Origin of the sequence: Lacicoccus qingdaonensis (assembly GCF_900101075.1) — a bacterium.
GTDB lineage: Bacteria > Bacillota > Bacilli > Staphylococcales > Salinicoccaceae > Lacicoccus > Lacicoccus qingdaonensis.
This window is the reverse complement of the sequence record NZ_FNFY01000005.1, coordinates 62,629-82,576: the sequence shown is the minus strand read 5'-3', so window position 1 is coordinate 82,576 and position 19,948 is coordinate 62,629. Positions and strand designations below refer to the sequence as shown.

At 41.8% G+C, this 19,948-nt stretch carries 18 protein-coding genes; 6 read left to right on the top strand and 12 right to left on the bottom strand.

Annotated features, from left to right (window positions below; all coding sequences use genetic code 11):
• The first annotated feature begins 65 nt into the window (after positions 1 to 65).
• From BLR15_RS04725 to nhaC, 4 genes are all read left to right on the top strand, one after another.
• Complete coding sequence (locus BLR15_RS04725; RefSeq protein WP_092985197.1) at positions 66 to 1,040, top strand: glycosyltransferase family 2 protein; 975 nt, start codon at positions 66 to 68, stop codon at positions 1,038 to 1,040.
• 5 nt (positions 1,041 to 1,045) lie between these two features.
• Positions 1,046 to 1,453, top strand: a complete 408-nt coding sequence (locus BLR15_RS04720; RefSeq protein ID WP_092985195.1) for a GtrA family protein — start codon at positions 1,046 to 1,048, stop codon at positions 1,451 to 1,453.
• A gap of 94 nt (positions 1,454 to 1,547) precedes the next feature.
• Entirely contained in the window at positions 1,548 to 4,193 is a 2,646-nt protein-coding gene (locus tag BLR15_RS04715; RefSeq protein ID WP_092985193.1) for a YfhO family protein, read from the top strand.
• 181 nt (positions 4,194 to 4,374) lie between these two features.
• Positions 4,375 to 5,847, top strand: a complete 1,473-nt coding sequence (gene nhaC, locus BLR15_RS04710) for a Na+/H+ antiporter NhaC (protein ID WP_092985191.1) — start codon at positions 4,375 to 4,377, stop codon at positions 5,845 to 5,847.
• A gap of 45 nt (positions 5,848 to 5,892) precedes the next feature.
• On the opposite strand, the gene BLR15_RS04705 is transcribed toward nhaC, so the two are convergent.
• From BLR15_RS04705 to BLR15_RS04695, 3 genes are all read right to left on the bottom strand, one after another.
• Positions 5,893 to 6,714: a PepSY domain-containing protein gene (locus BLR15_RS04705; protein WP_092985189.1), complete on the bottom strand. Its 822-nt coding sequence runs from the start codon at positions 6,712 to 6,714 to the stop codon at positions 5,893 to 5,895.
• Between the two features lie 101 nt (positions 6,715 to 6,815).
• Complete coding sequence (locus tag BLR15_RS04700; RefSeq protein ID WP_092985187.1) at positions 6,816 to 8,018, bottom strand: MFS transporter; 1,203 nt, start codon at positions 8,016 to 8,018, stop codon at positions 6,816 to 6,818.
• 151 nt (positions 8,019 to 8,169) lie between these two features.
• Positions 8,170 to 9,210 (bottom strand): PepSY domain-containing protein, encoded by a 1,041-nt coding sequence (locus tag BLR15_RS04695; protein ID WP_092985185.1) that lies wholly within the window; start codon positions 9,208 to 9,210, stop codon positions 8,170 to 8,172.
• A gap of 216 nt (positions 9,211 to 9,426) precedes the next feature.
• On the opposite strand from BLR15_RS04695, the gene BLR15_RS04690 reads away from it, so the two are divergent.
• On the top strand, positions 9,427 to 9,888 hold the full coding sequence (locus BLR15_RS04690) for a hypothetical protein (protein WP_092985183.1): 462 nt from the start codon (positions 9,427 to 9,429) through the stop codon (positions 9,886 to 9,888).
• A gap of 60 nt (positions 9,889 to 9,948) precedes the next feature.
• On the opposite strand, the gene BLR15_RS04685 is transcribed toward BLR15_RS04690, so the two are convergent.
• Positions 9,949 to 10,479 (bottom strand): hypothetical protein, encoded by a 531-nt coding sequence (locus BLR15_RS04685; protein WP_143003929.1) that lies wholly within the window; start codon positions 10,477 to 10,479, stop codon positions 9,949 to 9,951.
• Between the two features lie 155 nt (positions 10,480 to 10,634).
• Positions 10,635 to 11,738 carry a M24 family metallopeptidase gene (locus tag BLR15_RS04680; RefSeq protein ID WP_245696594.1) on the bottom strand — a complete coding sequence of 368 codons (1,104 nt, stop codon included), beginning with the start codon at positions 11,736 to 11,738 and terminating at the stop codon, positions 10,635 to 10,637.
• 110 nt (positions 11,739 to 11,848) lie between these two features.
• On the opposite strand from BLR15_RS04680, the gene BLR15_RS04675 reads away from it, so the two are divergent.
• On the top strand, positions 11,849 to 12,451 hold the full coding sequence (locus BLR15_RS04675) for a hypothetical protein (protein ID WP_092985179.1): 603 nt from the start codon (positions 11,849 to 11,851) through the stop codon (positions 12,449 to 12,451).
• Between the two features lie 15 nt (positions 12,452 to 12,466).
• Here the strand turns inward: BLR15_RS04675 and BLR15_RS04670 are convergent, their stop codons facing one another.
• The 7 genes from BLR15_RS04670 to BLR15_RS04640 form a co-directional block, all read right to left on the bottom strand.
• Positions 12,467 to 14,443, bottom strand: coding sequence for a S9 family peptidase (locus BLR15_RS04670; protein ID WP_092985177.1), 1,977 nt, complete (start codon positions 14,441 to 14,443; stop codon positions 12,467 to 12,469).
• Between the two features lie 68 nt (positions 14,444 to 14,511).
• Entirely contained in the window at positions 14,512 to 15,480 is a 969-nt protein-coding gene (locus tag BLR15_RS04665) for an ABC transporter substrate-binding protein (protein WP_092985175.1), read from the bottom strand.
• Between the two features lie 18 nt (positions 15,481 to 15,498).
• Complete coding sequence (gene argS, locus BLR15_RS04660) at positions 15,499 to 17,148, bottom strand: arginine--tRNA ligase (RefSeq protein WP_407927546.1); 1,650 nt, start codon at positions 17,146 to 17,148, stop codon at positions 15,499 to 15,501.
• Positions 17,145 to 17,546, bottom strand: a complete 402-nt coding sequence (locus BLR15_RS04655) for a YwiB family protein (RefSeq protein ID WP_092985171.1) — start codon at positions 17,544 to 17,546, stop codon at positions 17,145 to 17,147. Before BLR15_RS04655 ends, argS begins: the two co-directional genes overlap by 4 nt.
• Positions 17,547 to 17,743: 197 nt before the next feature.
• Positions 17,744 to 18,268 (bottom strand): YwhD family protein, encoded by a 525-nt coding sequence (locus BLR15_RS04650; RefSeq protein WP_092985169.1) that lies wholly within the window; start codon positions 18,266 to 18,268, stop codon positions 17,744 to 17,746.
• A 12-nt stretch (positions 18,269 to 18,280) separates the two neighbouring features.
• Complete coding sequence (locus BLR15_RS04645; RefSeq protein ID WP_092985167.1) at positions 18,281 to 19,585, bottom strand: HD domain-containing protein; 1,305 nt, start codon at positions 19,583 to 19,585, stop codon at positions 18,281 to 18,283.
• Between the two features lie 136 nt (positions 19,586 to 19,721).
• Entirely contained in the window at positions 19,722 to 19,925 is a 204-nt protein-coding gene (locus tag BLR15_RS04640) for a hypothetical protein (protein WP_092985165.1), read from the bottom strand.
• Positions 19,926 to 19,948 lie beyond the last annotated feature (23 nt).

The following is a 19,948-nucleotide window of genomic DNA, read 5'->3' as shown; positions in this document are numbered from 1 at the left end:
TATTCTTGACAGGCATCTCGGCCTGTATTCTAATAAACGTACAACAAAAAGTGAAAAGGAGGAGGATGGTTGTGGTTAAAGAAGAACAAGGTAAAAAATTAATTACGATTTTGATTCCTGCTTATAATGAAGAAGAAGTTTTAGATCAACTGATTAATCGTTTAGAAAATCTTAAAGACGCAAATACACGTTATAATTTTGAGTTTTTGTTTGTTAATGATGGAAGCGAAGATCATACACTTCAAATGTTGAAGGAATATAATGCCGCTAGTCAATATATACGATATATAGATTTGTCCAGAAACTTTGGCAAGGAAATTGCAATGCTTGCGGGTTTTGATTATTCAAGAGGAGACGCAGTGGTTATTATTGACGCTGATTTACAGCAACCGCCAGAACTTATCAGTGAAATGATAGAATGCTGGGAATCAGGATATGAAGATGTTTATGCCGTGCGTGAAAAGAGAGAAGGAGAAGGACTCCTGAAAAAATGGACCTCAAAATTGTATTATACACTGCTGCAAAGAATGTCGAGTGAAAATGTATATCCCTTTGCAGGTGATTTTCGATTGCTTGATAGAAAATGTATTGAAGCATTGCAAGAGCTGAGAGAATCGGAACGCTATACAAAAGGCATGTATGGGTGGATTGGTTTTAAGAAAAAAGAACTGACCTACATTGCGGATGACCGTGCTGCAGGTGTTGCCAAGTGGAGTTGGCTGCAGCTGTTTAAGTTGGCGATTAATGGGATTACGTCTTACAGCACCGTTCCGCTGAGGGTATGGTCCTATATCGGGTTTATCATATCATTTTTAGCATTTTTCTATTTAACATATGAAATAGGTAAAACAATTATTTTCGGAACAAATGTGGAGGGCTATCCAACATTGATTGCTTCCATTCTGTTTCTGGGTGGACTTCAATTAATTTCTTTGGGGATTATTGGAGAATACTTAGGAAGAGTTTTTATTGAAACGAAAGGCAGACCGCCTTATTTTGTCAGAGAAAAGTCTGTCGAAACGATAAATTTAAAGGAATAAATTTCATGAATTGGTTAAAAAAAATATTTATAAAGGATCAGGAAATATTAAAATATATCCTATTTGGTGTGTTGACGACAGTTGTTAATATAGCTGTCTTCTTTCTATTTGATACTGTTTTAAATTTTTCTTATATGATAGCAAATGTCATTTCAATTATTGCTGCAATTCTATTTGCTTTTTTTACAAATAAAAAATATGTTTTCAAAGCCAAATCCCAGTCATGGAAACTTGCTTTTAAAGAATTTTATTTGTTTGTAGGTTTAAGATCGGTTTCAGGTTTATTTGATATGTTGAGCATGTTTATGCTCGTTGATTTCATGAATTTAGAGACTAATCTCTCCAAAATTCTCACACAATTTATAATTGTTGTTTTAAATTATATATTTAGTAAGTTATATATTTTTAGATGAAAAGGAGGGGTGTAAAATCTCTTTTGACAAGCAGTTATTAAATAAACCTGTTTCAAAAATAACATTCGGCTATTACACCCTATTCTTCAGTATCATGTGTATTGTTATTTACAGTTGGTATTTCATATTGGGCGGATCGTTTATATGGGAAAGCGATGGTTTCACACAACATTTTCAGTTATTTCATGAATATGTGAATATTTTGCAAGGTGCGCTAAGAGGAGAAGGCTTCCCGGAATGGGATTGGTCAATTGGAGCAGGCGCGGATACGATTACTTCGTACGGCTATTATGTAATAGGAGACCCGTTCGTTTATCTGGGGGTGTTTTTCCCGGAAAGTTTGCGTGAATTTTCTTTTCATTTAATAATGTTTGTGAGAATGTGGTGTGTTGGACTCAGCTATCTCATTTTCGTGAGGAAATTTAAAGTTTCACATGGTGCTGCTTTACTGGGTGCGTTGATGTATACATTCAGTTTTTTTGTGATTTATAATACAGGCCGGCACCCCTTTTTTATCCTGCCATTAATCTGGTACCCTCTGCTTTGTCTGGGTGTAGAAAAAATATTGAGTAGAGAGTCAGGCCTGCTGTTCAGTATAATGGTAGGAGTCAGTGCAATTGTAAATTTTTATTTTTTCTACAAGTTGACCATATTAGTCTTTATATATGGAATTGTACGTTACGGAACGCTTTATAGATTCAAAGACTGGAAACAATTAGGGTATTCTTTCGGCCGATGTTCGTTACATTACCTTGTTGGTGTGTTGTTGGGAGCAATAATCTTTTTGCCAATGGTTGATGGCTTTTTAAATTCATCCAGAAATACAGATGAAATAGCAATTAATCTCTTTCTTTATCATGGCGGTTACTATTTATCTTTAATACATAATCTCTTTGTCCCTGAAATATATTTATGGACTGCCGGCGGACTTTCTATTTTCACTATATTTACTGTTGTCTTTTTATTCAAAACTAGAAAGAACAAAACATTTTCAGGTCTGATGCTTCTAATTTTAGGTATTTTTCTATTGTTTCCTTTCTTTGGTTCATTTATGAATGGCATGTCCGGCCCTTATAATCGCTTTAGTTTTGCCATTCCTTTGTTTATCGCTCTAGCAAGCGGTAAACTTTTGGAAGAACGGGATAAGTTGCAGGTAAAAGATTTGCGAATAGTTAAATATATCTTGATCGGTTTCACTATTTTTTATGGAACGGCAGCAATTATGGAAAACATGTACTTGTATTATGCTTTCCCGATAATTTCAGGATGGCTCATCTGGTTCATATTGATGTATGAGAAAAAAAAGAAACTAAAGAATAAAAGTGCAAATAAAATTTCTGTAATTTTAATTGGCTTAGTTATGTTAAATTTGGTGACTAACGCAACGAATTTGTATTACCCATATGGCAATAATTCAATATCAAAAATGGTTGAATTAAACACTTCAGCAGATCGTTATGAGAATTTATTCGGCGGTGTTCAAAATCTTCTGCCTGAAGATGATTTGTATCGAACAGGCGTCACATCACAGGACAATCATGTACGTAATCAATTTATTTATCACGATTTAATGGGTTTAAGTTCTTATCTCTCCATTACCAATGGTTCTCTGTCTGAATTTGCTGAAGAGATGGAGTTCTCCTCCTATCAAATCATTCAACCGCTTCGAAATGGTGTGGATGATCGTCGAATAGCGAATCATTTTTTTAACATTGAATATATCCTGACGGAGGAAAAAAACGCATCATATCTTCCATATGGCTACGAAGTTGTGCACCGGTCAAATGATGATCCAGCTTATATCATTGCAAAAACAGAATCTGAATTCCCATTTGCATATGTTGAAGACAGATTCATCACAAGAGAAAACTTTTCGAAGTTAAATCCGGTTGAAAAAGAAACTTTTCTGACACAAGGTGTTGTATTGGAAAACAATCAAGATGTTGAAGGAAGAGAAATTGAGAAAGCAACAAATGAACAGATCAAAGAAGTTGAATACCAAATCGAGGATACTGACCCCGGTCTTTTGGCACAAGATAAAAATCTAATAGAGGTTACAGAGAATGGAGCTCGTTTAAACATCAACCTTGAAAACGAAGATGAACTTGCGGGTCAAGAGATATTTATCTATCTGCAGGGTTTAGAATATGAAACTGCTGACACCCCTTTTTATATAGCTGAAGATACAAGTTATGATATTGGTTTTTTATATGAAGACCGTGAAAAAACTTTACGTCAATCTGATAAATATTCATTCAGTACATATTTTCACAGGGAAAATATGTTTGTTAACCTTGGACATACTGATTTGGGCACCGATGAGATGTCTATTCAATTCGAGGATACTGGAAGATATAATATCAATGACATTACGATTTATGCATTGCCTGCAGATAAAGAAATTGATCAGCAGATTGCTGAAGAAAAACAGGAGAATGAATTAGATATTGAAGTTTTTGAAGATGAACGTATTGAAGGGACTGTTCAAAGAAAAGAACCAGGTCTCCTGGTTACAACAATTCCATATGAAAAAGGATGGAATGTAACGGTGAATGGAGAAGAAAGAGATATAGTCCAAGCCAATATCGGATTTGTCGGCGTCCCTTTAGATTCAGGAGATTCTGAAATCGTATTTTCATATCAAAATCCGTACTTGAAATCAGGCGGTATACTAAGCTTGATCGGTATCTTTTTATTAGGATTAATTCAATTCATTCGTAAGAGGAATAATACATTTTAATTGATATTCTTTATAGATATCTTCACTATAAAGGTTCCAAATATACGAAAAAAAATCAAAGCAGACGGGTAAAACCGCATCAATGATACACCGACGTTTATACATCGGTGTATTTTATACTCATATTTACTTGTGTAAACGGTTCCTATATGTATAATTGAAAACAAAAGGGGGTTTTTACATGTCCGATTCAAATAATGAACTATTCGAACATAAGACGAAAAAAGAATTTAACTTTTTCCTGGCAGTCATTCCACTCATTGTCATGGTCATCTCGATGCTGTATGCAATCGTGGTGCTTGAAACCGACCCGCACCTGCCTCTCATCATCGGTACAGCGACAGGTATGATTGTTGCGGCTTTTGTCGGATTCAAATGGGATGATCTGGAAGAGATGATGTATAAGGGGATCCGTCTCGCATTACCGGCTGTCGTAATCATTATGCTCGTCGGTCTGATCATCGGTTCGTGGATCGGCGGCGGTGTCGTCGCTACGATGATCTATTACGGCCTGATGATTATCAGCCCGCAGTTTTTCCTTGTGACAATACTTGTCATCTGTGCGATCGTTTCACTTGCTATCGGAAGTTCATGGTCAACGATGGCAACGATCGGTGTTGCCGGCATGGGAATCGGCATGAGCATGGGGATCAACCCTGCAATGATTGCAGGCGCTGTAATTTCCGGTTCATATTTTGGTGATAAGATGTCACCGTTGTCCGACACTACAAACCTGGCAGCAGGACTGACTAACACCGATCTATTCATACATATCCGACATATGCTCTATACTACGGTACCCGGTTTGATTGTTGCATTGACAGTGTTTTTCTTCATCGGAATAAACGTCATCGGATCCGCTACGGCTTCCCCGGAGGATATCGAGGCGATGATGGCCAGCATGAACGAAAACTTCGTGATTTCTCCATGGCTGCTGCTGGTACCTGCACTGGTCATTTTATGTATCATTTTAAAAGTGAAAGCACTACCAGCTTTAGTCATCGGTGTTCTGCTCGGGTTCATATGTAATATATTTGTTCAGGGCGATGCATTTGCCGATGCCGCATCAATTTTGATGAACGGCTATGTATTGGAATCAAATAATGAAATGGTTGACTCGCTCTTTAACCGCGGCGGCCTGATGGATATGATGTATACAGTTTCATTGACTATAGTCGCCATGACATTTGCCGGTGTTCTGGAATATACAGGCATGCTCAAAGCGATCATGCAGCAGATTTTAAAAATTGCAAAAGGGACTTTCGGCATTATTACTGCAACAATTGTATCCTGCTTTGCAACAAACGCGACATGTTCGGAACAGTATATTTCAATTGTCGTGCCTTCAAGAATGTACTTGAAAACTTTTATAGAAAACAACCTGCATTCCAAAAACTTATCACGTTCACTTGAAGACGGCGGTACATTGACCTCCGTGTTCATTCCATGGAATACATGCGGGGTATTCATCTACGGTACACTCGGTGTTGCTGCGTGGGAGTATGCGCCATTTGCGATTCTTAACTTTACGGTGCCTGTAATTGCAGTGATACTAGCTGCGACAGGGTTCGGTATTACTAAGATTTCTGATAAAGAGCGTGATGCCTATCTGGCCAAACACTATCCTGAAGAACATAAAACTGCAGAAGCATAAAAATAAGTCCCGGCAGACCGCCGGGACTTGTTCTTTCTTATTTACTTAGTCATCCTGTTCAACTTTGATCACTTTACCGGTTGTTGCGTGGATTTCAACTTCGAATTCAGAACCGTCATAATCTATTTCAATATCATATTCATTATCATCTTTATCTAATTCCCACTCACCCACAGTGCCGCCGCCGACAGCATCAAGGGCGATGTTCAGTGCTTCTTCTGATGAAATGTAATTACCATCGAATTCGATGTTGTTCGTATACTCACCGCCGGATTTATTCTCCTGGTCGATATCTGTCACTTCACCTGTTGTCGCATTGATTTCAACATCATATTCAGAACTCTCATACTCTAATTCTATTTCATAATCATTGTCATCCCTGTCGAATTCCTTGTCGGTCACTTCTCCGCCGCCGACTTTATCTTTGGCAATCTGGACCGCTTTTTCCATACCTATGAAATCACCATTTGCTTCTGTGGTATTTTCTGACTGAGTCTCTTTGTTTTCTTCTCTGTCATCATCTTCACGGTCAATTTCTTCTTCTGAAATGCTCAGGTCATCGGCGTTGATTTTCACTTCATATTCATCTTCGCCATTCTCCATTTCAATTTCATAATAATAAACGTTGTCGTCCTCATCAAGTTCCACTTCGGTCACAACACCGGAAAAACGTTCGCTCGCCGTGTCAACCGCTTTTTGCACCGAATACTTGAACTCATTCGTCTCTTCAGTCTTTACAGTTGCAACACCGTTGTTATCCTCATCCGTCCATTCCAGGTTTTCATCTGCACTTGCCGTTGTACAGGCGCCCAACACCAGCGCCGAAGCCAAAGTACCCGCCATCAAAGTATTTTTTGTCAGTTTCATTTTCTAACTCCTCCTTGTTATCTTACTTATATAATAACCTTCCAAAACTAAAGGCCATTTAAAACAAAGTTAAAGAACAATTAAAAAATGAAAAATTCATTTTAACCGGATACCTTTTGTCTGCTTTTCAGTCTGATTGCCACTGTAACGAGCACGAAGCAGAGAAGAGCCGCGATGAGGTTTACAAAGACGACACCCGGCCAGTAATGGCTGACCCAGAACAGACCCGCGAATGTACCGAGTAGAGAAGCACCGACATAATAGAAGAACAGATACAGCGACGAGGCCTGGGCTTTATTCTTCTGTGCATTCCTGCCGACCAGCCCGCTCACTACAGAATGGCTCGCAAAAAATCCGTAAGTGAACAGGGATAACCCGAGTATGATTGTCAGGACACTTGGTATGAACAATATCAATATACCGGCGGTCAGTATCGTTAATCCGAGATAAAGCACTTTTTCCTGCCCCAGGCGGACCACCAGACTGCCGTTGACAGTCGAGCTCACTGTGCCGATCAGTAAGATGAGAAATATCCAGCTGACAATCGACTGGTTGATGTAGAACGGGTCGCCCAATAGGACGAACGTCACGTAGCTGAACAGTGCGATATTCATTCCCATCAATAAAAACCCGACACTGAAGAGACTGACCAGCACAGGATTTTTCATGTGACCGATGAGTGTTCCGAGCAGCGAACCGGCAGACAGTTTTTGTGCCCTGAAATTTCGTGAAGGATTCAACAGTTTCCAAAATATGATTGTAGCGATGACGCTGATCAGACCGATGCTTAAAAAGGCGATCTGCCAATTGAACACGTCCCCCATCAATCCGGAGAAAACACGTCCGAATACCGCACCAAGTGAATTGCCGCTTATGTAAAGCCCCATCGCAAGCGGCATGCTTCTGGGATGGATTTCCTCATTGATATACGCCATGGCTATTGAAGGCACCCCGGCGAGTACGACACCCTGCAGCGTTCTTAAAATAAGCAGCATCGTGAAACTTTCGCCGCTTAGCGGCGTGAGCACACAAAGCAATGATGCCGCAAACATGGACCCTACCATGATCTGTTTACGCCCGACCGCTTCTGAGATCGAGCCGAAAATAATCATGCTGACGGCTAAAGCAAGCGTCGTCAATGTCAGTGAAAGGCTCGAAGTTGCAGGGGTGACGTTGAATGCCTCGCTGAATTCAGGCATGAGCGGCTGTGCAGTGTACAAAATTGCAAAGGTGTTAAAACCGGCGGCAAAAAAAGCGATGGACACCTTGTTGAATGCCGGCGTCCCCTTTTCTATAAAATCCATTGGCAGCATCTCCATTAGTCTTCTGTTATTTATAATGCTACCACTACAGACTTTTTTAGTAAATTGCCGCCGCCTGCGACATGTCCGGATATTCTGCAGTCTATCGATAAAAACCGGCAGATTCCCCTTGGAATCTGCCGGTCTGTGTTATTTAATCATCGTATTCAATTTCCAGTATTGCACCGTTCAGCGCACTGATTTCCATTTCGACTTCCAGCCCGTTTGAAATCAATTCAATTTCATATTCAAAATCGTCATCATCATATTCCCATTCGACGACGGTACCCCCGACTTCGTTCAGGGCAATGTTGATTGCAGCTTCAGCCGTCAATACTCCATTTTGATAATCAGGATTTTGCTGGCTGTCAGGCTTCTCACTCTCTTCGGCAGTCTCTTGATTCTCCTGAGTCTGCTCCGGTTCTGCAGTTTCTTGTGCCGGCTCTGTATCTTGTGCCGCTTCAGCGGTCTCCATCTTACTGCCATCCACTTTTTCATCAGCAGATTGTGACTCTTCACCGTCCGCCCGGGAAGCTTTTTTGGATTTACTGTCGGCAGCTTTCACCTGTTCTTCTGTCGTATCATCCCAAGACGCTTTATCATCTTTTTCCTCGTCCCCTCTGCCGCCGGAACCATCTGTGTCTTTCTTCTCTTCTTCAGTCACTTCCTTGTTAAGTATATCGGCAGTCAATGCATCGATTTCTACAATGACTGGCTGACCGTCCGTTTCAATGACGATTTCATATTTGTCATTCTCCAGTTCCCATCCGGTTATTTCACCGTCCACTTCACCATCGGCAATTTCCAGTGCGGCCTCCGGAGTGATTCTCTTCACACTGTTCAGGGACTCTTCACTGTCCGCCCCGTCCTTTTCCAGCTTGATCACTTCCAGATTGTCGGCATCCACTTTGCTGTCATACTTGATGTCACCGTTCACAATCTCTATTTCATAATAATAAACACCGTCATCTCCATCGAGTTCAACTTCAACCACTGTGCCTTCATACAACGAATTGATCTTATCCACCGCATCCTGCGGCGAGTGCTTCAAGTTGTTGATTTCTTCCGCCACATGGTTTTTAGCCTCGCCCTGGTTATTATTATGCGACCATTCCAAATCTGTATCGGCATTGGCAGTCGTACAGGATGCAAGCAGAACCACTCCTATCAAGACCGAACCCAAGTAATATTTCATGTCCTTTACTTACCTCCCCAATTATAATCCATTGATTGTATTATACTGTTTATGTCCTAAAGAAGACTTAATAGTTTATTAAAATTCGATTAAAAATACCGAGGATTTTGATTTTTCAAAATATTTTATTTATATTTATTTCGGTTTATGAGATAATTAACAATAAGTTAACAAACGTCTATGAATTACAGCAGGTGATGGGAAAGGAGGAACATGATGATTCGTGTTTCCTGGGGGATGCTGGTTTTCCTGGTCACCATCATTTTTACAGGCTGTAGCAGTGATGATGACTTCAGCGGCCGTACATTTACGATCGTTGACGCTTCTAGTCTTCTTGAAACAAAAGAACAGGAAGATATACAGGAAAAGACCAGAAGAGTTTTATTGTCACTCACATTCGATTCAGGAGAAGTCACCATTAATTCGAATCAGGATTTAACCGGAGAGTATGAAACAATTGATGACCGTCTGGAAGTTACTTTAAAAGATGGCAAGGGGGATATCACTTTAGTTTTTTCAGACCTGGCATCAAGTGTTGAGAAAGACGTCAAATATACAGCTGAAATTTCAGATATAGATTATTCTTTAAGCGGTACAGACGAACTTTCTCAATTGGAGTTCATCGCTTCAGACAATACCGAGGGTATGATGGTCTCTTTTGAAGAGGACACCGAATGACAATAGAAAAACGACCTCATCCGGGGTCGTTTTTAATATGCGTCTTCAAACGCCATAAATTTATCTTTCCATCTTCCAATTCAACTTGAACCGGACATTCAGCACAGTGCCCGAATCCACAAATGTAATCGCACTCTGCTTTTTGCCTTCCAGATAATGGCTCAAAATATGTTCGCACCGTCTGATTGTGCTGTTTTCGACCTTGCCGTCCGAACCCGTGCCGCTGCCGAGTTCCAGCGGTTTGAATATATACGGCGACTCTTCGTATTCATAGAGGTCCATATTATCCGAGTGCCATGAACAGTCCAGATAGAAAGTCTGGTGGTCTGCACAAATCAAATCTTCATATAGTTGTTCTGAAATCTCAATTTTACGGTATGATTTTATGCCATCCTCTTCATTGCATAAAGTCACAAAAATTTTATCATTCTCCAGTTCTATCGATGATGATTTCAAATTTTTTATCTCTGAATAATCATCACCTCTGATGCCTTCGAGCAGGGCTCTGTAAATTGCGATATCAGAATCATTTTCGACTGTTAATACGAAGTTATTGAAATCATCCAAGTGATACTTATAACTTTTATTCATCAAAATTCTGATCCTCCGTAACATTTTTATTTATACCACCATATATTATATATTAATTCACAATGATTTTATACATCTATGTATGGATTTCACGGATTTATCACAATAAAATACCGCCGTCCAAAGCGGATGGCGGCATTTCATCATGGGAACAGCTATTTGTTCAATATTATCTCATCTATCTCTTTTGGGAATTTGTTGAAGTTATGTGTTTCCTCCCCGATATATAAAGCATCTTCGATTCTGACACCGCCGAAGCCCGGCTGGTAGATGCCCGGTTCCACCGTCACGACATGACCGATTTTAAGTTCCTCTTTATTTTCACTGTCGAGTGACGGCTGTTCGTGCAGGCCGTAGCCCAGCCCATGGCCGATTCTGTGAGTAAAAAACTCACCGTATCCGGAATCATTGATGACATCTCTTGCCTGTTTATCGACGATGTTCATTGCTGTACCGTGAACCGCCGCTTCAATGCCTGCCAGATTAGCTTCATATACCGCATTGTAAACATCTCTCTGCTCATCCGTCGGCTCGCCGATGATGAATGTGCGTGTCATATCAGAGACATAGCGGGATTCCGAGATGATGCCGAAATCGATCAGCAGATAATCACCCCGCTGCACTTCTGTATCACCCGGGGATCCGTGCGGCAGTGCCGAGTTTTCACCGGTCAGAACGAGCGGACCGAAAGAAACATCCATCGCTCCATATGATTTCAGCCTTCCGACAAGATAATCCGCAATGTCCTTTTCAGTTTTTCCGATGACACCTTCCTCTTTCAAATCGAACAGCGCTTTTTCTGTAATATCCACCGCTTCCTGCAGATGTTCCCTGTCTTCTTCATTTTTAATGCCCCGCAGTGCATTGACCTCGTTATCTACAGGACAGATGCTGTCGGCAGAATATTCTTCCCGCAGTTTCATATAACGGTCATATATAAGATGTCCGCCTTCAATCCCTATGGATTTGTCCTGGCCCTGGCCAACCTGTTCAAATAACAGTCTGAAAGGGTCCTCACCGTCCCTATGTGCCAGATGATTGACGACGGTCGCCGTATCATTGACAATTTCCTGATCCAGGGCCGGATACATCATTGTCGTTTCCTCTGACTCCGCATCTATGATCAATGCGAGCAGCCTTTCGTGAGGGTCTATGAAACATCCCGTAAAATAAAAAATATTAACCGGATCTGTCAGTATGACCGTATCAACCTTTACACTTTTCACCAGTTTTGAAACTCTCTCTTTAAAAATTGACATCAGTATCTTCATCCTTTGCTTTATCATTTTGATAAGTGTTCCTTATTCATATTTAAAACAATTTCATGTTATCATTGTCAAATAATGCTACTAATGAACGGTGATGACAAATGAAGCGTTTTTATCAAGCACTCAACAATCTGCACTTTAAAATAAACGACAATTTCAAACTTCCGTTTTTGTTCTCATTCACACTTCTGACCGGCTATGTCCTGATCGTCGGATTCAGCGGGTACTTAATCGGTTACGATCTTATCAGTGATAATAACACTTCGGTAACAGATAATCTGTCAGTCATGTTCCTGAGAATGTTGCTGATCATTATATTTATAAACTTTAATATTCTGTTCCTGTATCTTTTAATCCGTTGGTTCAGACATAAAAAACTGCCGCTCCGGGTGATCTATTCCTACTATGCCGTTTTCAGCACCTTACTTTTCTTAATATCCATCATGCTGTTCATCAGTATTTTATTATCATACTATGCTCTTGGCATACGGACCGATCACCTGTTACTGTTCTTCGGGCTGACCATCATCATCATACTTGCCTCTGCCAACCTTTATCCGGCATATTTTCTGACCCTTGCGTTAAAAGATGAGCCGGTCGATATTTTCTGGCCGATCATACTGTGCATCGTCGGGATTCATACTTTCACTTTCATCCTGTTCAATATCTGGAACAGAATCCAAATCATCCAGTTGTGGCTGTAGTGTTCCACAAAGAACTTATCTTACTTTATGATCCAGATGCTCATCAAACCACGATGTCAGATGTTCTAGCCTTTGTACGCGTAAACTCGGCTTTCCCGTCCTTGATAAATTGTGATCCGCAGCAGGAAACCTGACAAACCGGGTTTCCTTTTTTCTGTACTTCAGTGCGATGAACAGCTGCTCCGCCTGCTCCACCGGACAGCGGTAATCGTGCTCACTGTGGAGAATCAGCAGCGGTGTTTCCATCTTATCCGCATATTTTATCGGTGAATGATGCCACATCGTATCGATATCATTAAAATCCGCCTTAATCTGCCAGTCGCTGAAATAATATCCGATATCGGAAACCCCTCTGAAACTGACCCAGTTGGAGATGCTCCGCTGTGTGACAGCCGCTTTGAATCTGTCCGTATGACCGATGATCCAGTTCGTCATAAAGCCGCCGTATGAGCCGCCCGTGACACCCAGATTTTCCGTATCTATCCAATCATACATGTCGGTGACATGATCGACACCCGCCATAATATCCTTGTAGTCACCATTGCCGTAGTCACCTCTCACGGCATCGACAAAGTCCTGCGAATAGCTGTGCGATCCTCTCGGGTTTACATAAAGGACAGCATATCCCTTTGCTGCGAGCACCTGCATTTCATGGAAATAGGTATTTGCATAAAATGCATGCGGTCCGCCGTGGATATTCGTAATCATCGGGTACCTGGCACCTTCTTCATAGCCGGCAGGTTTCATGAACCATCCATGTACAGTCGTATCATCGAAGCTCTTATATTCAACCGCTTCCGGTACGACAAGGTCTGTTTCCCCTACATACTCCGAATTGATTTCCGTCACCCGCTTCAGCCTGCGGTCTTTAAGATCGAACTGATAGAGCTCCCCCGGATTGTCAGGCTTTGAAATCGTCAAATATGCATAATCCTCTCCTGCATCCATCCCGTATATATGATGTGCGTCCTGCAGCAGCGGTGCCGTTTCCCCGTTTACATTGCCTGTATACAGGTTCACACTGCCGTATTCGGACACAAGGAAAAGAAATTCCGTATTTGATATCCAGACTGTCGGGTTCATTTCCACAGACTGCTGTGTGTCTGCCGCAACATAATCCCCGACCGGTTTATCCAGCCCTTTAGTCAGTGATACCGAGGTTTCATTTTCCAAATCGTGTAGTATGACCTCGGCATGTGTGGCATTCTCGAACTCACGGCCAAGATGTGTCATCAGCATATATCTGCCATCCGGACTGATATCCGTTTTTATGACATACCCTTCATCTTTGACGATTTCCTCACTGTTTCTGCTTCCTTCTTTGATGAACAATTTCTGTGAAAAATTAAAGTCCCTGTCCTCACTCTCATCAGATGAAAAAATGACCGTATCCCCGCCTGTGCCTGCATGCAGAGTGTAGTTCTCCTCCCCTGAAAAAAGTGTAGCCTCTTCTTTTGTCTCCAGATCCACAGACTTGACCGACTGGTATTTCTCTTTAAGCAGCCCGACACTGTCTGCCTTATATTTCATGCGGTCAATGACGACCGGTTCAGGAAATTTCTCTTTATCTTCCTGTTCTTCGGATTCATCCTTTTCGTTTTCCGCCTGCGGCTCACCGGACACATGGTAGTATATTTTTCTGCCGTCCTTTGAGAACAATGCACTGTTGACACCCTCTTTCTCACGGGTCAGCTGCTCCCTTTCCCCGCCGGAGAGGCTGATGAGGAAAATCTGCGGTTTATCATGCTCACCCTTTGCGATAAATAAAGACCGTCCGCCCGCCGGTGAGTGCACCACATTCGAAATACGTTCTTTCTTATAACTGGTCTGCCTGTTTTCTTTTCCGTCGAACATGAACAGATTCGTCACATAGTCATTGGATTTTTCATCCAGATAAGTCACCGAATACGTAACGCCCCCGCCATCCGGAATCACTGCAGGAGATGACACCGATTTTATTTTAAATATGTCTTTTATTTCAACTTTTGACACAAAAAATCCCCCTTATCTGTTTTCTTCATTCTAACACTAATAAGAGGGATGTTTGAGCGATAAGCCGGTCAGCGGGTCAGGCACTCTGAAATTGCCATCATGCCTTCTGTAATTCTCGGCCCCGGCCTTGTGACGAGATCAGGATCGACTGCACACTGTCTGTCTTCGGATTCTATTGTCATATTTTCAATTCCCGGGAACTGAGCCACTTCTTCGTTCAGTCCGTCCGTATCAACACCGCTGACCGATATTATGTAGTCCGGATTTCTCTCTATCACGTTTTCCATACTGACACTTGTAAATCCTTCCAGATCTCCGAAAGTGTTTTCGAGGTTCACTTTTTCCACAACGTCATTCAGGAAAGTATTGTCTCCTGTCGTATAAAACTCGGGACTTCTGCTTATTTGTATGAAAACGTCATACGTCTCTTCCCCTGACATATTTTCAGTGATGAGATCAATATCCTTTTCCAGGTCCTCTGCAGTTTCTTCCGCTTTATCGGTTTCTCCGATGAACTTCCCGATGTCCATAATGGTTTCCGGAATGCCGTCGACGGTTTCCGTTTCCCTCACATAAAACACTTCTGCACCCGTTTCGGTTTCAAACTGTTCCAGAACACTTTCATGCATTGCACGAGAGGATTCGTGTGAAAGTATATGTGTCGGCTCCAACGCCAGCAGCTGCTCGATATCAAATTCAAACGCATCAATCTTCTCTACATCCGGATTTTCGGCGAGTGCCTCAGGATATGTATCCACTGTGGTGATGCCGACGATTTCATCATTCATGTCCATGGCATGCAATATTTCTGTATTGCTCGGAATCAGCGATACGATTCTCCTTTCATCAGAAAAAGACTCTGAGCTGTTTTGCTCAGAGCCTGCGTCGCTGCTTAAATCTGAATCAGATGATGTCGGTTCCTGCTGTTCGGAAAAATCATTCTGTTCCTGCTGTTGTTGCTGCATCATCATCATGCCGCAGCCCGACAGGTTCATAATCAGGAAAATCATGACCAGTGGCTTCAATACTTTTTTCACATTAACACTCCTAAGTGATTACATTTTTTCCGGTGCTGAAACACCGACTAGCTTAAGTGCGTTTTGCAATGTTTGTCTGACTGCTTCTATCATCAATAAATATGCTTTTGTTTTATCTTCATCGTCGCTGAGTACTTTCTCCGCATTGTAGAACTTATGGAAAGTACTTGCAAGCTCCTGTATATAAGTCGCAATTCTGTGGGTCGCACGGTGCTGTGCAGAGCCTTTGACGATATTCGGGAATGCTGCCATCTTTTTGATCAGATCCAATGCCTGTTCATTCATGATGACCGAGACATCTGCATTTTTATCGGTTTCATGGCCCGATTCTTTCGCCTGTCTCAAAATACTGCAGATTCTTGCATGTGCGTACTGGGCATAATACACTGGGTTATCACTTGATTCCGATTTTGCCAGGTCCATATCAAAATCAAGGTGGGAATCCGAACTTCTCATCGCCAGGAAATAACGGCAGGCATCGACACCGATTGTATCAATCAGTTCACGGAGTGTCACCGCTTTACCTGTACGTTTGCTCATCTTGACCTCTTCGCCATTTTCAATCAGACGGACCATCTGCATAATTTTAATCTCAAGCATCTCGGGATCTTTTCCGAGTGCACCGAGAGAGCCCTTCAGACGCTGGATATAGCCATGATGGTCAGCACCGAAAATGTTGATCAGTTTTTCGAAACCTCTCTCTACCTTATCATAATGATAGGCGACGTCCGGCATCAGGTAAGTGTATGTGCCGTCACTTTTACGCAGTACACGGTCTTTGTCATCACCGAAGTCGGTTGTACGGAGCCACAGGGCACCGTCCGCTTCAAATGTATAGCCATTCTCAATCATTACATCGAGTGCCGCATTCACTTCTTTATTTTCATAGAGTGATGTTTCACTGAACCAGTTGTCGAAGTTCACATTGAAGTCATCAAGGTCTTTTTTCAGCTTTTCCATCTCATAGTCCACACCGAGTTTTCTGAACATACCGATACGGTCCTCTTTTGTCGTGTCGATGAGCTCCGGAGATTCCTTGGCGATCTTTTGGCCGATATTCTGAATATCCCTGCCCATATAGCCGTCTTCCGGCATTACCAGTTCCTGCCCCAAAGCTTCCAGGTAGCGGGCATCTATGGACAAGGCCAGATTATCAATCTGATTCCCTGCATCATTGATGTAATATTCACGTTCCACATCATGTCCCGCAAAATCCATTATGTTGGCAAGTGTGTCTCCGACACTCGCATTTCTTGCATGTCCGATATGCAGGTCTCCGGTCGGGTTCGCACTGACAAATTCAATGAGTACCTTTTCTTTCACTTCAGGTGTCGAGCGGCCGAAGTTTTCACCCTGTTCCAGCACCTGAGGAATAACCTGCGCCACGGAGGATTCATCCATGAAAAAGTTTATAAATCCAGGGCCTGCAATCTCGACAGATTTAATGCTGGCTGCTGATTCGTCCAGATGTTCGATGATCGATGCCGCTATGTCCCTCGGATTTTTCTTCGCCTGCTTTGTCAATGTCATGGCAACATTCGAAGAAAAATCCCCGTTCGCTTTATCTTTTGGTGTTTCAATTTTAATTTCGGGCATCTCAGATACTATCCCGGACTTTTTCACTGCATTTTCCAGCGCTTCTGACAATCCAGCTTTTAAATTCATCATTGACCCTCTCTCTCTAATTTATATTGGTAGCTGCCTAATAATTGACCTTGTTCAAACAATTCATAGTCAATAAAAATCTCATTCTCCAAAGCTTTAATCTCATGGGTGTATATGGTGAAATGGTGTCTTCCGGCAGGTGATTCATAAAATGTATCCGTTTCTCTGCCTTCTGCAAAATGGAAATTCATGCTCACTACGCCACTTCTTTTAATCTTGATAAAATCATCATTGATTCTTAATGTTACATCCAGTTCATGCACGTCCATCTGCTCCCGGTATTTCAAATAACGGTCACGTTTGATTATTTCCGTCACTTCAACTTCCTGGGAGAAGGACTGCTTTTCATCATTCATATTAAATTTTTGAGTGAGTAAAAATCTCAATTTTTCATCCTTCATATAATCACCTGCAAGTAAGGTAAATTATAACATATTCACAGTTATAAAGAGATTATAAATGCAAAAAAGACAGGGAGTCACCCTGTCTAAATGTCCTAGTTATATTTTATATAACTATCTAGTATTTTATAGTCGTTTGACGAAATCTGCAAGTATCATTTATAAAAGTCTTATTTTAGACAAATTCGAACTGTGATCTAATCGTCTTTCATGACTTCTTTCAGTTTCTCCGAGTTGTCCCACATCTCAGGGTTATGATTCATCAAGAATTTCTTCAATGAGCTTCTGCTCTCCTGATCCATGTCGTCTATGATGATGTGGCCTTTCATGGAACGGTCCATCTGGTTGACGTGTTCATGCATCATCTTATAACCTCTTTTTTTAGTCTTATTGATCATTTCATAACATGAAGTAACGCCTTCATAGACAGGGCCGTCCTTGGTTCTTTCAACTGTCACCCAGATCAGCCAGAACTCTCTTTGGCCTTCCCCTTTCGGTTCCTCGATATCATTGACCCATTTCACACGTCTTTCCACATCAGCACGTCCGTGCAGTCCGCCGACATCGATGAAAGTTTCTTGTGTATCAATATCGATATAGACAGGTGCAACATTCTCCACACTGATTGCCCCGAAGTTCTGGCCTTTGTGGCCGGTCAACGGGTCGTCCTTGATAATATTAAACTGAAAACCCGGTTTCTTTTTGCTGGAATCATTCGACATTTTATCCTGCTCCTATGCTAATTGATTCAAAATATTTATTATTTCACCTTTAATTTCAAGATCTTCTATCGCCAATATCTTCTCTTTTGGATAATATAACTTGGACTCCATACGGTGCACTCCTGTAATGGAATGGATGATCGCAGACTGGCTGCTGATTTCACGCAGTTCGCCGTTACTTTTTTGAAGGTGGATCGGTTTACGGTTATTATTTGTCCCGGGACGGTCATAATCATACGGCAAATCGGAAAAAGAATCGCTGAAAAAGTAGTATTCCGGATCGATACCCGCTTTTTCAAACAGGTCTTCCAATTCACTTTTAGTTATATAGGAACCGTCAAACGGCAGATACTTGAAAAGTTCACGGTTGACAAAACGGTTCGCAAGGTCCGACAGGATTTCATCATCTTCATGAATCCATTCCTGAAGATAGAAATTGACCACCATTTCATCCAGCCTCAGGTAATCATGGACTGTAACATCCTCTTCGAAGAAAGGGATGAAATATTTTGGCGCCTGTTTAAATGTATGGCCATTTTCGTGCAAATATTTCGCCCGTTTCAAAGCCAGGTTCAACAGCACTTCCCCGCCTCTTGACACCGGGTGGAAATAGACCTGCCAGTACATCTGATAACGGCTCATCAAGTAATCTTCCACGGCATGCATGCCGCTTTCTTTTATGATGACTTCTTCTTTCGTCGGCCGCATGACACGCAGTATCCGCTCCATATCGAATCGGCCGTAGCTGACACCTGTATAGTAGGAGTCCCGCTGAAGATAATCCATACGATCCGCATCTATCTGGCTGGATATCATACTGATGACAAGCTTATTCTCATGTGTCTGATCGATCACCTGTGCCACCTGCAGAGGGAAATCAGGACTGACACGTTTCAGAACCGCATTGACATCGGTGTCCCCGAGTATTATTTTACGGGTGTACTCTTCGTGATCGGTATGAAAAATCTTCTCGAAACAATGGGAGAACGGCCCGTGGCCGAGGTCATGCAGAAGAGCTGAAGCAAGTGCGAGCAGCCGGTCATCTTCTTCCCACTCATCATGATCCTTGAAGTTTTCCGTCATGCGTCTCACAATTTCATACACGCCGAGCGAATGGTTGAAACGTGTATGTTCTGCGGAATGAAAAGCCAAATACAATGTACCCAGCTGTTTTATCCTGCGGAGGCGCTGAAATTCTCTTGTCTTTATCAAGTCCCATATCAACTGGTCCCGTACATGGACATACCGGTGCACAGGGTCTTTGAAGACCTTTTCTTCCACAAGCTGTTTTTTTGAATATGGTGATTCAGTTAACATAAATCATGCCCCCTCCACTCTCAATTCCATATTATCATAAGTGCTGTTATCAAGTACAAAACACCGGCCTGTATAACAATCATACACAGAAATATACGGCAGATGAATCCATCATCTGCCGTATATCCGGTCATATCTATTCATTGGAAGATTTTTTATCGCTTTTTTGCTTTCTCACTTCTTTTTCCTGTTCGAAATCTTTTTTAACTTCTTCATCCGGCGGCTGGTCAGGAGGTACCTGCTCTTCAAATTCATCTTTTTTCACTTTCTTTTTCTTTTCCAGTTCCTGCTCTTCTTCGCGTGTTGTCATCCGTCTATGCTCATCATTTCTGTTATCCATGCATCATAACCCCCCTCGTACGG

Bases quoted from the DNA above. Each gene is read 5' to 3' on its own strand.
- BLR15_RS04725 (WP_092985197.1), top strand. From the start codon at position 66: ATGGTTGTGGTTAAAGAAGAACAAGGTAAAAAATTAATTACGATTTTG.
- BLR15_RS04720 (WP_092985195.1), top strand. From the start codon at position 1,046: ATGAATTGGTTAAAAAAAATATTTATAAAGGATCAGGAAATATTAAAA.
- BLR15_RS04715 (WP_092985193.1), top strand. From the start codon at position 1,548: ATGTGTATTGTTATTTACAGTTGGTATTTCATATTGGGCGGATCGTTT.
- nhaC (WP_092985191.1), top strand. From the start codon at position 4,375: ATGTCCGATTCAAATAATGAACTATTCGAACATAAGACGAAAAAAGAA.
- BLR15_RS04705 (WP_092985189.1), bottom strand. From the start codon at position 6,714: ATGAAACTGACAAAAAATACTTTGATGGCGGGTACTTTGGCTTCGGCG.
- BLR15_RS04700 (WP_092985187.1), bottom strand. From the start codon at position 8,018: ATGGATTTTATAGAAAAGGGGACGCCGGCATTCAACAAGGTGTCCATC.
- BLR15_RS04695 (WP_092985185.1), bottom strand. From the start codon at position 9,210: ATGAAATATTACTTGGGTTCGGTCTTGATAGGAGTGGTTCTGCTTGCA.
- BLR15_RS04690 (WP_092985183.1), top strand. From the start codon at position 9,427: ATGATTCGTGTTTCCTGGGGGATGCTGGTTTTCCTGGTCACCATCATT.
- BLR15_RS04685 (WP_143003929.1), bottom strand. From the start codon at position 10,479: ATGAATAAAAGTTATAAGTATCACTTGGATGATTTCAATAACTTCGTA.
- BLR15_RS04680 (WP_245696594.1), bottom strand. From the start codon at position 11,738: ATGTCAATTTTTAAAGAGAGAGTTTCAAAACTGGTGAAAAGTGTAAAG.
- BLR15_RS04675 (WP_092985179.1), top strand. From the start codon at position 11,849: ATGAAGCGTTTTTATCAAGCACTCAACAATCTGCACTTTAAAATAAAC.
- argS (WP_407927546.1), bottom strand. From the start codon at position 17,148: ATGATGAATTTAAAAGCTGGATTGTCAGAAGCGCTGGAAAATGCAGTG.
- BLR15_RS04655 (WP_092985171.1), bottom strand. From the start codon at position 17,546: ATGAAGGATGAAAAATTGAGATTTTTACTCACTCAAAAATTTAATATG.
- BLR15_RS04650 (WP_092985169.1), bottom strand. From the start codon at position 18,268: ATGTCGAATGATTCCAGCAAAAAGAAACCGGGTTTTCAGTTTAATATT.
- BLR15_RS04645 (WP_092985167.1), bottom strand. From the start codon at position 19,585: ATGTTAACTGAATCACCATATTCAAAAAAACAGCTTGTGGAAGAAAAG.
- BLR15_RS04640 (WP_092985165.1), bottom strand. From the start codon at position 19,925: ATGGATAACAGAAATGATGAGCATAGACGGATGACAACACGCGAAGAA.